The organism is Lysinibacillus sp. FJAT-14745 (genome assembly GCF_001275675.1).
Taxonomy (GTDB): Bacteria; Bacillota; Bacilli; order Bacillales_A; family Planococcaceae; genus Lysinibacillus.
Genome location: NZ_LITM01000008.1, coordinates 328,808 through 343,198 on the forward strand (window position 1 = coordinate 328,808; position 14,391 = coordinate 343,198).

At 37.0% G+C, this 14,391-nt stretch carries 12 protein-coding genes; 6 read left to right on the plus strand and 6 right to left on the minus strand.

Features of this window, described 5'->3' with window-relative positions:
* On the minus strand, window positions 1-324 hold a 324-nt coding region (locus AMS59_RS25920; protein ID WP_053484584.1), incomplete at its 3' end, for a hypothetical protein.
* A gap of 272 nt (window positions 325-596) precedes the next feature.
* On the opposite strand from AMS59_RS25920, the gene AMS59_RS15220 reads away from it, so the two are divergent.
* Both AMS59_RS15220 and AMS59_RS15225 read left to right on the plus strand, forming a co-directional pair.
* Window positions 597-1,394, plus strand: coding sequence for a MerR family transcriptional regulator (locus tag AMS59_RS15220; RefSeq protein ID WP_053484585.1), 798 nt, complete (start codon window positions 597-599; stop codon window positions 1,392-1,394).
* 21 nt (window positions 1,395-1,415) lie between these two features.
* Window positions 1,416-2,060, plus strand: a complete 645-nt coding sequence (locus AMS59_RS15225) for an isoprenylcysteine carboxylmethyltransferase family protein (protein WP_053484586.1) — start codon at window positions 1,416-1,418, stop codon at window positions 2,058-2,060.
* 346 nt (window positions 2,061-2,406) lie between these two features.
* Here AMS59_RS15225 and AMS59_RS15230 read toward each other — a convergent pair whose 3' ends face one another.
* Window positions 2,407-3,270: a M23 family metallopeptidase gene (locus AMS59_RS15230; protein ID WP_234007811.1), complete on the minus strand. Its 864-nt coding sequence runs from the start codon at window positions 3,268-3,270 to the stop codon at window positions 2,407-2,409.
* Window positions 3,271-3,518: 248 nt separating this feature from the next.
* On the opposite strand from AMS59_RS15230, the gene AMS59_RS15235 reads away from it, so the two are divergent.
* Together AMS59_RS15235 and AMS59_RS15240 are read left to right on the plus strand one after the other, a co-directional pair.
* Window positions 3,519-3,887 (plus strand): HsmA family protein, encoded by a 369-nt coding sequence (locus tag AMS59_RS15235; protein ID WP_053484588.1) that lies wholly within the window; start codon window positions 3,519-3,521, stop codon window positions 3,885-3,887.
* A gap of 241 nt (window positions 3,888-4,128) precedes the next feature.
* On the plus strand, window positions 4,129-5,511 hold the full coding sequence (locus AMS59_RS15240) for a dipeptidase (protein WP_053484589.1): 1,383 nt from the start codon (window positions 4,129-4,131) through the stop codon (window positions 5,509-5,511).
* 47 nt (window positions 5,512-5,558) lie between these two features.
* On the opposite strand, the gene AMS59_RS15245 is transcribed toward AMS59_RS15240, so the two are convergent.
* Both AMS59_RS15245 and AMS59_RS15250 read right to left on the minus strand, forming a co-directional pair.
* Window positions 5,559-6,131, minus strand: a complete 573-nt coding sequence (locus AMS59_RS15245) for a nitroreductase (RefSeq protein ID WP_053484590.1) — start codon at window positions 6,129-6,131, stop codon at window positions 5,559-5,561.
* Window positions 6,132-6,229: 98 nt separating this feature from the next.
* Window positions 6,230-6,724: an amidase domain-containing protein gene (locus AMS59_RS15250; protein ID WP_053484591.1), complete on the minus strand. Its 495-nt coding sequence runs from the start codon at window positions 6,722-6,724 to the stop codon at window positions 6,230-6,232.
* Between the two features lie 183 nt (window positions 6,725-6,907).
* On the opposite strand from AMS59_RS15250, the gene AMS59_RS15255 reads away from it, so the two are divergent.
* Complete coding sequence (locus AMS59_RS15255; protein WP_053484592.1) at window positions 6,908-7,930, plus strand: DUF2804 domain-containing protein; 1,023 nt, start codon at window positions 6,908-6,910, stop codon at window positions 7,928-7,930.
* A gap of 435 nt (window positions 7,931-8,365) precedes the next feature.
* On the opposite strand, the gene AMS59_RS15260 is transcribed toward AMS59_RS15255, so the two are convergent.
* Complete coding sequence (locus AMS59_RS15260) at window positions 8,366-9,085, minus strand: glycerophosphodiester phosphodiesterase (RefSeq protein ID WP_053484593.1); 720 nt, start codon at window positions 9,083-9,085, stop codon at window positions 8,366-8,368.
* Between the two features lie 171 nt (window positions 9,086-9,256).
* Here AMS59_RS15260 and helD point away from each other — a divergent pair, with 171 nt between their 5' ends.
* Window positions 9,257-11,497: an RNA polymerase recycling motor HelD gene (gene helD, locus AMS59_RS15265; protein WP_053484594.1), complete on the plus strand. Its 2,241-nt coding sequence runs from the start codon at window positions 9,257-9,259 to the stop codon at window positions 11,495-11,497.
* A gap of 477 nt (window positions 11,498-11,974) precedes the next feature.
* On the opposite strand, the gene AMS59_RS15275 is transcribed toward helD, so the two are convergent.
* On the minus strand, window positions 11,975-13,180 hold the full coding sequence (locus tag AMS59_RS15275; RefSeq protein ID WP_053484596.1) for an alpha/beta hydrolase: 1,206 nt from the start codon (window positions 13,178-13,180) through the stop codon (window positions 11,975-11,977).
* Window positions 13,181-14,391: the final 1,211 nt, after the last annotated feature.

The following is a 14,391-nucleotide window of genomic DNA, read 5'->3' on the forward strand; positions in this document are numbered from 1 at the left end:
TACTACATCTATGAATTTCCCATCCATTTCAAAAGTTACCCAAAACGTTGCAATCACTTCATTTTCAGATGCAGGTGTAATATGCAATTCTTTAAAATGCCATTTTGGATTATGACCTTCATATTGTTTATATGCTTCTACCCAGCCATTACAAGTCTCTTCGTATCCCCAATCTGAAATATTAGTCCCAGGTCCTACCCACCGTACTACTATATCCGGTGAAATCAAAGCATTCATTTCATTTGCGTTGCAACCATTCCATACATTTTGAAAACGATTAAAAAAACCTTGAAAATCCTCGATTAAAGTTGTCGTAGAAGACATTTAAAGACCCCCTCATAAAATATAGTTCACTAAATATATTAACATAAAACTAAAAATTCGGAATATTTTTACAATGACATATTAACACCTGTGGAATGTATACCCAACTTGAGGTTAAATCAAATTCATTGAACTACTCCCACCCTAATGCAGTCTCACAATCTATTACTCCCTAATTCTGCTAATATTTTATATAACAATAAAAAAATTTAGTTCATTGATTGACCCTCCCCTTACAGGAAGCATTATATTTAAAACAGGAGGTGATTGTTATGCTTACAATTGGTGAGTTTTCAAAGATATCACATCTTACATTGAAGACTCTTCGCTACTATGATGAAATTGGACTTTTAAAACCTGCCTTCATAGACGCTAAAAACAACTATCGCTATTATAATATTTCTCAATTAGAAACAGCTTTATTGATTGCACGCTTAAAAAGCTATTTATTTTCGTTAGAAGAAATCAAGGTTATTTTAGCTAATTGGGAAAATACCGAACTTCTTAACTCTAAAATGAAAGCCAAACAAGAAAATCTGACACAACAGATTACATTTTATTCTTCGTTGTTAAAAAAATTAAAGATTGATATTCAATTGTTAGATGAAGAGGAAAATATCATGGGTTATTTAGATCAGATTGAGATTAAAGTTGTTGATCACTTAACCTATCATATATTATCTCAACGAAAACAAATGAATACCGCTGATTTTCTACTACACTTTAATGAGTTGTTTAGTAAAATTTTGTTTGAGAATTTATCACCTATCGCAAAGCCACTTGCTATTTTCCATAGTTCAGAATATGAACCTGAAAATTATGATGTTGAAATTGCCATTCCCCTTGCAATGGCCACCAATAAAACAAAAGTGTTTAATCCTGGTCTTTGCGCAATGGCTACGCTTATTGGTTCTTACGATGATTTACCTTCTATTCATACAAAGCTGCATGTTTGGCTTGCTGAAAATAACTATAAACTGAACAGTGCTCCGTTTGAAGTTTATCAAACGGACCCCTATAGCACACCAGAGGAGAATAATATTATAGAGGTCTATTTCCCTATTAAATAAAAAATGAAGGAGCGTCTTACAATGTATGGCATAAATAAGTCAACGATAAAGGAAAAAATCTTGATTTTAGTTACTGAGATTATCTATTTAATCATTGCCTATTATTTACTTTTCATTACATATGACAAATCAGGCATTTCACTCGGGCTTTTTATTGCTTTAATTATTACAGCTTTACGATTAACAGCTATGATGTTTATATGGTTGCCTAGAGGTATTGCATGGCAAGAAGCCATCATGAACAGTCTAGCTTTTGGGATTTATTATTTAGGTTTCCCCATTTTAATGATTACTAGTAATCAGGATCCAAACTTAACAGTACTTATCGTAGGCTGGATATTGTTTTTAGGGGGCAGTATGTTAAACACAGTTTCAGAGTTACTTAGAAAACCTTTTAAAGACAATCCTTTAAACAAAGGTAAACTATATACAGGCGGTTTATTTAAATATGCGATTCATATTAATTATCTTGGAGATTGCCTTTGGGTACTAGGCTTAGCGCTAATCTCTAACAATATTTATAGTTTGCTTATCCCTCTAGGTTTATTCTTAGTATTTATTTTCGGCTATATTCCAAAATCTGATGATTACTTACAAAACAAGTACGGAGAACAATTTACAATATATAAACAGACAACTAAAAAACTAATCCCTTTCATTTGGTAAATAGCCAAAATTCGAAAATGGAGTATTGAAGGTCACCTATTGTAGGGTGATCTTTTTTAACTTCTTTCGGCACTAGCAAATGATTGTTGTTTCGGTGTCAATTTCTTATCCATAAAAGAAAAAGCCTTCCCCTGCTAGGAGTAAGGCTTGTCTACTGCGGTTAATTGTCGAGATAGCTCTTTTTAGAAACCATGGTAGAGCTACACCACGTTATTATCGTAAAGCGAATTGTGTTCTAATTGTACACTTGTTGATTTTAATTATAAATTTTTGAACTATGTATTCCATGCACCAGATCTCTCAAGGCATAACAAAAAAGTTGTTCGTCAAAACTATCTGTATATTCTTATGTATTAGATATCGTATCTCCTTGTATTGGCTCTTTGCCATCTTTAAATAGGATACGAATGGATTTTCCATATACAAGATCAGGGGAATCCATTACCTGAAAATGAATGTGAGATTCTGATGAATTACCAGAGTTTCCGCATTTCCCGATAAGTTGCCCTTCTTTTACGATTTCACCTGAGTTTACTAAAATCGAGTTCTGTTTAAAATGTGCAATCATACTAAATTCATGATTTGCATGTTCAATCACGACATAGTTTCCTGCTGGATTATGTTCATCCATTTCACCAGGCACATTATCTTTTATTCCATCTACAACTTTTACGACTTTACCATCTGCTGGTGCTATAATATCTTCATCAAAAGCATAAAAATTTTCATTTCGAATTTGGCTATTTTGATAAGATTGTCCATCTTGAACTTTTACTAAATCGTAAGCATATCGCTGACTTTCATATAAATAATGATAATTTACAAATTCATTCGTACCACCCCAAAAAACAAACCACTCATCTCTAATTGGCATTATGTATTTATTTTCTGTATATTGTTGGTCTGTTTTTGGAAATACAGTAAAAGGCGTTAAATAAAAACGCTGTATTTGATTGAATTTATCAAAGGAAGCTACAACTGCTTTCTCACGTCTATCATCTAACCATACGTAATGTGTTAAATTTTGTAATACCGTCTTTGTTTCTAATTGATAATTTTTAACACCATTATTAAAAGAAGTGCTTAGCTCAATGAATTGTTCTAAAGTGACTATCTTCTGAAACTCCTTGGATGTAGCATTATAAACTTTTTCGTAACCTTCGCTTAACCAAATATCTATGATTTCTTCTGGACTACTGAATTTCTCCACAATAACAACTCCCATTAATGTATAAATAAAACATTTGATTATATATACGAAGTTTAATTACGAAAAGTTTCAGTAACGTACAATATTTGCGTTTTGTTATCTGGGCTCCAACATATAGATGCTAATTTCTATGTTGTTGTTCATCTGTTGTTCATATTGCTTTTTTATAATAAGTCTGAGCAATAGGTGTATATATTCTTTTTTAGGGAAAAAGACATTTAAATAGTGCTATGAATCGGGTGATTGAAATGCTAATAATTGCTACTATATTTATTACAGCAGCACTAATTTTTTATTCAGTAGGAGTATGGGCAGAAAAATTCCAAAAAACATTAAAGTTATGGCATGTAATTATTTTTTGGATAGGCTTACTATGCGATACACTTGGAACTACCATGATGGAAAAAATGGCCTCTCAAGGATCCCTATTTAGTTTCCATGGCATAACAGGTTTATTAGCAATCTTGTTAATGTTATTCCATGCAATTTGGGCTTCTATTGTATTGGTAAAAAAAGACTCAGAAATGATGAGAAAATTCCATACGTTAAGTATATTAGTATGGTTCATTTGGTTGATTCCTTATATATCTGGAATGATATATGGAATGACTAAATGACCAATTTAATAACATAAAGGATGGATTTAAGCTGTAGCGTCTGCCAACGTTATGGCTTTTTCTTTTCCCTCGAAACTTCTTTCACTCACCTTGCCAATAATCTTCACTTGATGTTCTCGCAGTGCTTGAGTAAAACTGAGGATTAATAAAAATCTCCAAAACCATTGCTATCACAGGATTCCCCAACCACATTATGCTATACTATTTCTATTATCGAAATATTTGAAAAGAGGGATGCTAGATGACAAATTTACAGCAATTAGATGCGTATTTCTCAGAACATCGTGAAGCACACTTACATGAATTAAATGAATTTTTACGTATTCCAAGTATTAGTTCTTTATCAGAGCATAAAGGAGATATACAAAATGCCGCTGAGTGGCTGGCAAACGCTTTTAAAAAGCTAAATCTTGAGAACGTCTCCATTACGCAAACTGCAGGTCACCCTGTTGTTTATGCTGATTGGTTACACGCAGAGGATAAACCAACTATTCTATTTTACGGTCATTATGATGTCCAACCGGTTGACCCATTAAATTTATGGGAAACGGAGCCATTCAACCCTACAATCCGAGATAACAAACTATTCGCTCGTGGTGCTAGTGATGATAAAGGACAAGTGTTTATGCACTTAAAAATGATTGAAGCATTATTTGCGACAACTGGTACTTTACCTGTGAACGTGAAATTCATCTATGAAGGTGAAGAAGAGATTGGTAGCCCTAACCTTCCTGCCTATGTTGAAGAGCATAAAGAGAAACTAGCTGCTGACTTAATTTTAATTTCTGATACAGGTTTATATGGACCTGGTAAGCCTGCTGTATGCTATGGATTACGTGGCTTAACGGGGGTTCAAATTGATGTTCGTGGTGCAAAAGGTGACCTTCACTCTGGTCTTTACGGTGGCGGTGTACAAAACGCTATACATGCATTAGCTGACATTTTAGCATCCTTCCGTGATGAGCATGGCACAATTCAAGTTGAGGGCTTCTACGATAAAGTTTTACCATTATCTGAAGAGGAACGCGAAGCTTACCGTGCGCTTGGTTTTGATGAAGAATCCGTGAAGGAAGAAGTTGGCGTAAAAGAATTATTCGGTGAAGCTGGTTATTCCTATTTAGAACGTACTTGGGCACGCCCAACATTAGAGGTCAATGGTGTGTTTGGTGGTTTCTCTGGCGAAGGCATTAAAACCGTGCTTCCTGCTGAGGCTGGCGCAAAAATCACATGCCGTCTTGTGCCAAATCAAGAGCCAAATGAAATTGTAGCACTATTAAAAGCACATATTGAAAAACATAAGCCAACTGGCGTTGAAGTGACGATTTCTGAATTCGATAAAGGTCGTCCATTCTTAACACCATTTGATCATCCATTTATCCAAGCTGCTGGTCGCTCATACGAAAAAGTATATAATGTACCAACTGCTTACACACGTGGCGGAGGATCAATCCCTATCGTGGCTGCCTTTGATGAAATTTTAGAATTGCCAGTAGTGCTAATGGGCTTCGGCTTATCAAGCGAAAACTTCCATGCACCAAATGAACACTTCCATTTAGAAAACTTCGATAAAGGATTACGTGTTTTAAGTGATTATTTATTTGAGGTTGCTGAATTACAAAAATAAATGAAACAAATCCCCTCGCTAAAAAGTAACGAGGGGATTTTGCTATATTATTCTCCAAAAATCGTAACGATATCTGCTGATTTTTTACGTTCTTTCCCTTTTGGTACTTCATCAAAATAGCCAACTTGTAGCATCGCGATTACGCGCTCACCCGGTTGAACCTTTAAGGCTTCACGGAATTTCGGATTATCTAGGAAGCCAGGTGTTTTCCAGCATGCGCCGATTCCTTTATCCCAAGCTAGCAATTGAATATTTTGAATAAAAATACTTGCCGCTGCGTAATCTTCTAATCGCTCTTTTTGTCGTGCATCCTCTGGAACGATTACAAAAGCATAGCCACCCGGTAATGTGAATTTCGTCATTTGCTTCGCTAAATCTTCACTTGAAAGCTCCTGCCATTTCGGTATCGCTAGATCACGTAATAAATTATGAAGAGCAGCTAACTCCTTACCACATGCAACTACTAAACGCCAAGGCTCTCGATTCCCATGATTTGGTGCCCATACTGCATCGTCAATAATGGCCATTAAATCTTCACGATCTACCGGCTGGCCATTAAATTTTTTAATAGAACGACGCTCAACGATTGCATCCCTAACAGACAAAAATTGTTCACTCATATACTCTTATCTCCTTCTGTAACAATACAATAATTAAAAGGTATATCTTTTATCCTTCACACTATCATAAAATGATGAGCTTTAACAACGCTATCACCTTAAGCAAAGCTATCCTCTATATGAATGAAATAATAAGTCATGCTTGGCGTATAGGCCGTTGAATCTTCATAAAAATACGGTCGATTAATACTATCTGAAGTGTGTGCGTTAACATATGGAATACCGTTTTGAATACTTGTCACAATTACAGAATGATCAACTTTTCCATCCCCTTGGAAATCATAAAAAATGATATCTCCTAGTTCTAATTCTTCGGCCGATTTTACACGCCTACCCTTCAACCCTGTTGTAGAGCCTTCCAAATACCATCTAAGGGAATGTGCAACAGACCAGCTAAAGCTCCAATTTCCATGTTGAAGCCACCAACCCTTCCCTCTGTTTGGAGCACCTCGCATTGGCGCTCCTCCTGCAAGTAAACATTGAGATATATAGTTCGTACAATCAACAGTAAAATTCGGAAATGCCGGATTCCGTCTGTTCCACCACAAGTTCGCATACTGTACAGCGGCCTGTCTGTTATACATTTTTGCCACACTCCTCCTCCTTATGTTCAACATATGTATAAAGAGTGGTTTCTATTAGCTAGGTCCTTATTCATAAAAATGTCGAATGTGGTCTTAATTGGAACTAACTTTGCCAATTTCAAGATTGTTTTTGCTACAATAAGGGTAAGGAATTATAGATTTTTATTTTACGAATCAGAAGGGATGTTGAAATTGAAGCAGCATGCTGAGAAAGAAATTATACAACCTACTCTTTTATGCGATAAAAAAGGTAATTTAAATCCAGCTGCCATCGGATTTGCACGTAAACCTCTCATAAACAGCAATTTAAGTGGCCATATCATGCGCAAAAAGAAATGGAATTATTGGTGTGTCTACGGTGATGAGATCATCTTCTCAGCTACTATTAGCCATCTAGACTACGCAGCGGTCTGCTTCGTCTATTTCCTTGAATATGAAACACAGCGCTACTTTGAAAAAACAATTACCATTCCATTAGGTGGAAAGTTAAGAATGCCTACACAGGTGCTAGATTCAGTATCCTTCAAAAATAGCGACATGATGATTGATATGACATATGTACAAAATGAAACACATCTATCAGTTTCGATCCCAGACTTCGATGGAGATGTTTTACGTGCAAAGCTTGTCATTCAGCATCCGCCTACAGATGAATCATTGAATGTAGTCATCCCTTGGAACCGGAAAACATTCCAATTTACAGGTAAGCATCATATACTTCCTACTTCTGGATTTGTAACAATTGGTAATCGCCGTTTTACATTTTCTCCTGAGGAAAACTTCTCTGTACTAGAATACAGTCGTGGCGTTTGGCCGCGTACATCCACATGGAATTGGGGGATGGCCTCACAACGAGTTCGAGGTAGACGAATCGGACTCAATTTAGGTGGTAAATGGACAGATGGAACTGGAATGACCGAAAATGCTGTTTTCGTTGAAGGAAAAATGACAAAAATACATGAGGATGTACTGTTCAATTATGATCAAAAGGATTTAATGCAACGGTGGAAAATTAAGACTAAATTCACTAACCAAGTTTCATTAACATTCTCCCCATTCTTCGAACGTGTATCCGTCACAAAAGCTGGTCTCATAAAATCTGAAGTACATCAAATGTTTGGCTATTACGACGGCTCCGTATTACTAGACAATGGCGAAACACTTGTAATCAAGCAAATGCTAGGCAGCATCGAAGAAAATCGCGTAAAGTGGTAAGAACAAAAAAATTTAACTCCTTTCTTCTCATACTAGGATTTAACGCACTGACATACGAACACCCTCAGCGCGTTAAATCCGAAAAAGCCCGCATCGCATAACGGATATCCGCGGATTTGGTGAAGGTATCTGTGGTTTGGGCGGTTCTATCCACGTTTCGGACGGTTCTATCCACGTTTTTGGCAGGGCTATCCACGTTTCGGACGGTTCTATCCACGTTTTTGGCAGGGCTATCCGTCGATTCGACTATTCTTTCCGTCGCTCTTGCCTTTCTATCTGTCACTTCGGCTTTTCTTTCCGTCGCTCTGCCTTCTATCCGTCGATTCGACTCTGCTTTCCGTCGCTCTGGCCATTCTTTCCGTCACCCTGGCTCTTTCAATCAGTCACTCTGACCGTATTACCGCTTCTATCCCCCACCCCGGCCATTCAACCCAACTAATCAGCCAATCCAGACACTATCTTCTCCGGGTCATCTGTAAATATTGCCTGTACACCGAGCTGCTGTAATTGTTTTGCGTACTCGCCATCATTAACTGTATAGACACGTACAGTCGCTCCTTCATTTAGAGCTTCTTGAATTGATCTTCGAAATGCTGTAGGTAAGCTGACATGTATAGCATCTGCCGGGATTTGAGCTGTATAGCCGTTAAAATCAACTAGAATCTCCGCAAACAGCGCTGCTTTTTCAATATACGGTGCCCTTTGTGCAACGATCTGAATGGATTCATGATTAAAAGAGGAAATAATTACTCTCTCTGTCATTTGATATGCAGCTACTTCCCTAATAACAAGCGCTTCTATCCCGTCATATGGAAATATATCTGTTTTGAGCTCAATGTTAATACGATGATTTGTGCCTGCAAACAGCTCTAAAATGTCCCCTAGAGTTGGAATGCTTTCACCTTCAAATTCAGAAGAAAGCCATGAACCAAAATCAAATGCACGAAGCTCTTGTAGCGTATAATCCTTTACGAAACCAGATCCATTAGAAGTGCGATCGATTGTTTCATCATGAATAACGACTAACTCCCTATCCGCTGTTAAATGTACATCTAGTTCAATCCCTGTAATCGGTAGTTTTGATGCGGCCACAAAAGCAGCTATGGTATTTTCTGGATAATGGGCCGAAACGCCTCTATGAGCAAAAATATCCAAATTTGATAACCTCCTGTTTCGCCCACCTCTCAACAGAGTAGCTGGTGGGCCATTATATTTCGATTTCCCTTTTTCCTATATAAGCCTAATACAATTTCACTTGATGGTAAATATTATATATAGTAGTATGATAATCTACTTGAAAATGCAAGTACTTAGGAGGTGCTAAAAATGACTGCACAACATCCAGATTTTCAGGCTGAAGTGGAGCGGCTAGCTTACACTAAAAATTACATGCAGCAAATTTTAAATGAATCACAAAGAGGTTTGCAATCTGCTCAGGAGAATATTCGTAAGTCGATTGCAGATCTTGATTATTTAGATTCAAGTTTGGGCTATATTAATATCTTAGCAAATGCTCGTTTCTTTGAAATGGCCCGAAATCAAAAGGAAGGCTTAGAGGCCATTCAAAAAAAGCCATACTTTGCCCGAATTCATTTTCAAAAGACAGGAGATCCTGAAGAATTCCTTTATATTGGAAAAACCTCTTTGTTTCACCGAGAAACCCATGAACCTATAATAGTCGATTGGCGTTCACCAGTAGCAAACGTCTATTATGATGGTCGCCTTGGGGATATGGAATATGATGTTCGCGGAGAAATCCACAAGGGACATCTATTTGCCAAGCGACAATATAAAATCAATGATGGTGAATTGCTTGATTTACGGGATATTGATTTAACAACAAACGATGAATTATTGCAAGAAGCGTTAGCTGGAAAAGCAGATGTGCGGTTGACAGAAATCGTCTCTACCATTCAAAAAGAGCAAAACGAAATTATACGAGCACATCTTCGTCAACCTATTATCGTACAAGGTGCTGCTGGTAGTGGAAAAACAACCATTGCCCTACACCGAATATCTTACTTCCTCTACACAATGGGCGAGCACTTTAACCCTGAGCAGCTCATGATTTTAGCACCGAATAAGTTATTTATCGATTATATTGGTGATGTTCTACCAGAGCTTGGTGTCGATAAAATTTGCCAAACGACCTTTACCGATTACGTTCTAGCTGCGACTAAGCTAAAACTGAAACTTCAAAATCCTAATGAACAGTTAGAATCTCTTGTTGCAGGAGAACCCCAACAGGTAGCTTCTTGGATATCTGAAATGAAGGGCTCTCTTTATTACCGTGATGTAATAGAACGATACGTTCAAAAGATTGAGCAGGAAATTGCCAACCAATTTGAGGATGTTTTCATTGAAAAATATTGCATTATGCGTGCCTCCCATTTAAAGAAGCTATTTTTATATGAATTTTCTTATATGCCGATTGAAAAACGACTAGCACATATTAAAAAAGTGCTCGCAAGCCATGCCCGTCAAAAGAAACAGGCTATTTTAAATACGCTCCATAAAAAATATGATGAAGCACTTGGTAGAGCGCTTGATGGATTCCGTGATGATGAAAAACGTCGTCGGGTTGTCACGAAGTTTATTGATGAGCGTGATGAACGCATTCCTGCCATTGAAAAAGAGGCAAAGTCAACAGCAACTGTTTATATGCGACGCTTTTCTAAACATAACATCAAGACTCTCTATCGTACTCTTCTATCTAATGCTGAGCTTTTAGCAGAGCTTGCTCCAGAATGGCATTATCTAGAGCAACAGCAATTTTTACAGGCACATACTAAAGAACAATGGGTGCTTGAAGATTTAGCGGCACTGTATTATTTACAAGCTCGTATAAAAGGCATTCCAGATGAATGGAAAATGCGAGTCGTTTTCATCGATGAAGTACAAGACTATAGTTTATTTCAGCTTGCTGCTTTAAAGACTGGGCTTGAAACAGATATGTTTACAATGGTCGGTGATTTAGCACAAGGAATTCATAGCTATCGTTCTCTTACTGCCTGGGAACCTGTCCAAAATCTATTTCCTAGAGCAAGCTTTAGAACGCTGCAAAAAAGCTATCGAACAACAATTGAAATTATGGAAGTTGCGAACAAGGTTTTAGCGCAAATGGATGAACAGCTTCCATTAGTAGAGCCAGTAGTTCGTCATGGCAATGCCCCTACCTATATACAGGCTCAATCATTTGATGCCCTGCAAATACAAGAAATTTTTGAAGCCATCCGAGCCAATGGACATCATTCCGTTGCTTTAATTTGCAAAACGACTGCCGAGGCGATTACAATGCAGAAAGCATTAAAAGACAAAAAAATTGCTTCTCAGCTCCTAACTGAAAATGAGTCCATCAATCAGGAATTATTGCTCGTTGTTCCGAGTCATTTAGCAAAGGGCCTTGAATTTGATGCTGTGATCGTAGCTGCCTTCGATACACCTTTCTACGATACGAAGGTTGATCGCAAGCTACTTTATGTGGCTCTCACTCGAGCCATGCATGAGCTTTATTTAATCGGCCCAACAAAAAATACATTTCTATTAGAAAATGAACAGATATCATAAATATTTTCGTCTTAGTGTAATTGTAGCTGTCGCTTCGCTACAATCAAACCCCTGCTGAAAGAAGATAAAAAAGTCGCTATTAAAGCGACTTTTTTGCATCGAACATTTAAATCTGATTTATCGATTCCGAGGTGGTAAACGGTAAAACCTCCCTCTGGATAAGTACGCTTTTACAACTTTCCACCATGACCTTGGTGCTTCCCTTTGAGGAGACTTCTTTTTAGGTAGTGCCGGCATGCGCATGATAACGACTCCTTTCATAGGCTTATTAATACTATATGAAGATAGTTACAAATTTATGATAAAAAGAATAGCTTACCCAATACGGATTGATACTTTCATGCCCTCATCTCCTATCGGCAACCGCCGGACAAAAAAAAGAGCAGACGCGTTTTGTCTACTCTTTTTTATGAAAAGGAAAAAATGGCGTTCCTCCACTAAGGAAAATCGTATTTCCCCTAAAAATACTTATGTTTACTAATTATACTTTTGAAGAAAAGCTTTTACTTTTTCATAAGCAAACTGTGTGCTCAAACTATTTGGTACTCCATCAAAAACATGATCGGCCCTTGGAAGAAGATAAAGTTCATGGGGAACGTTAACTTCTTTTAGCTTCCTGTCCAAAATTTCAGCCTGTTCTTCTGGAAAAATTCGGTCACTCGTTCCTAAAAGTGTAATAGTAGGAGGTGTGTTTTCCTGAATGTAATTGATCGGCGAAAGTATTTTATAACGATCAGAGAATTGTGAAGGTGTACCTCCAATATATTTCTTCATAACATCTTGCACATAGTCAGGACTTGGACTATTCTTATAAACTTTCTCCATATCAGACGGACCGTATATATTAATCACAGAGTTAATAGTTACTGACGGTACATTTGTTGAAGGAGGCAACTTTGTATCCCCCATACTATAGGCAGCTAGCATAGCCAGATTCCCACCTGCTGACCGTCCCATTACGTTTATTTTTTCAGGATCAATTTTGTAAGCATCCGCATGTTCTGCTACCCATCCTATTGCTGATTTCACATCAGCTACTTCATCTTTCCATCCTGCATGTGGTGGCATACGATATTGTATATCAAACACAGTATATCCTAATTCACTTAACCATTGATTCCAATGAGGTGCTCTTTTTTTATCCCCCTCAACCCATCCACCTCCATGCACTTGTACAATAGCAGGATGAAGTGGTTTTTTCGAGTCTCCATTGGCTGGCCACACATCAAGCTTTAATTCCACACCTTCAGAGGTTGTCATGTATACAACATCCTGTGTGAATTTTGATGTGATTTCTGTCTTACCGAAAAAATGGGAACGAAGCGAAACGGAAACACTCTCGTTTTTAGCGTAATGTAACATTTCAATAATTGGCTCTACAGTTAAAAAACTTAATAATAAAACTAGAGGAATCAAAATTGTCCGAGCTATTAAAGCTTTCCTCCAGACAGCTAATACTAATAAAATTATGATCACAACAGTTATACTTAATAGAAACGTAGGTATTATCAATGCACCCACTCCGATGGCACTCATTATATTAGGAAAACCTCCTGGATTCCAAATATAGTATGTCATAATGCTAATAAAAGAAAATGCAATTACTGCAAGGATTGTCAGTAACCATTGAATAAAACCTTTAGGACGCCATGGGGTTGGATGTTTTTGTTGTTCCTGCTTCATTTTTCTATATTCCTCCATAATCAATCAAATATCTTTACTGAAAGTATCTAAAAAATTATCAAAAGACGATTTGAACTCTTTCAATCAAAGAAATGTAGATATTCTATATTTTTCTATCACTCATCTACTCTTTCAATCAAGCTTGTTATTTAGCATTACATGAAAAGAAATAATTAGAAACTCCACTTCTACTACCCCAAATACAAGATTATTTTCTTTTTACACTTAGTCTATACCTCTAATTAAACGCCTTTAAACATATTTTTTTACTTTTCCTCTTTTACAATTATCGATTGTATCGCATTTTACAAAAGTACTTTATTTAAATAATTTTCAATGAGTATTATACGGAAAAAAATAGCATTATTTAAATCCTGTGTATGACATGACCACAAAATTAGTGATTGTACCGCTTCTGTATTACTTGCAAAAGTCTGATCACCAAAATCTATTTTCAATTATTTTTATCGGGCATTCTTTTATCTTTTAAAGATTATTGCTTATTAAGGCAAAAACCTTAGGGGAAAAGATGTAAATCAACTTTTACTGGTTTTTGAACATATTTTGATAAAAGCTTCTTTACTACATTCTCTCGATGTTTCTCATGAGATTCACACTATCTCTGCCGAGTAGATCCATCTTGGATTTTCTGTATTCTTCATAGAAAACTGCAAAACAAAGGCTATTTTCTCCGAATTGTTTGTTCATTCTAGAAGTGAAAGGTACTATGACCGCTGCTGATTTCTGATGGTTCGGCTACCTATCGCAAAGTATAGTATAAAGTACTTTACATTCCCATCAGACCTCCCTTAGTAAGCACATGTACTTCCATACCATCTAATCATATCTAGCCTTCATATGAGTTTGTGTTTTTAGGACCGGTGCTTTGCCACCAGATTCCGGCACGGACACACCCTTGCTATTAGATAACCTCTACTTTTGTCTTCGCAGTTCGGGAGTTGTACTCTATTGTTCAGGCACACATAGAAAAAAGAGATGCATCGAATATACGATACATCTCTCTTTTTCAAGCGTTTTATAACCAAAGTGCCCGGTACATAATCGCCGTAAATTGTGTAGATCCGCTATCTAGATTATTTATCTTTATAGAAAAAAAGCCGAGGAATAAATCCTCGACTTTTTCAGGTGCCTAGCGACGTCCTACTCTCACAGGGGGAAGCCCCCAACTACCATCGGCGCTAAAGAGCTTA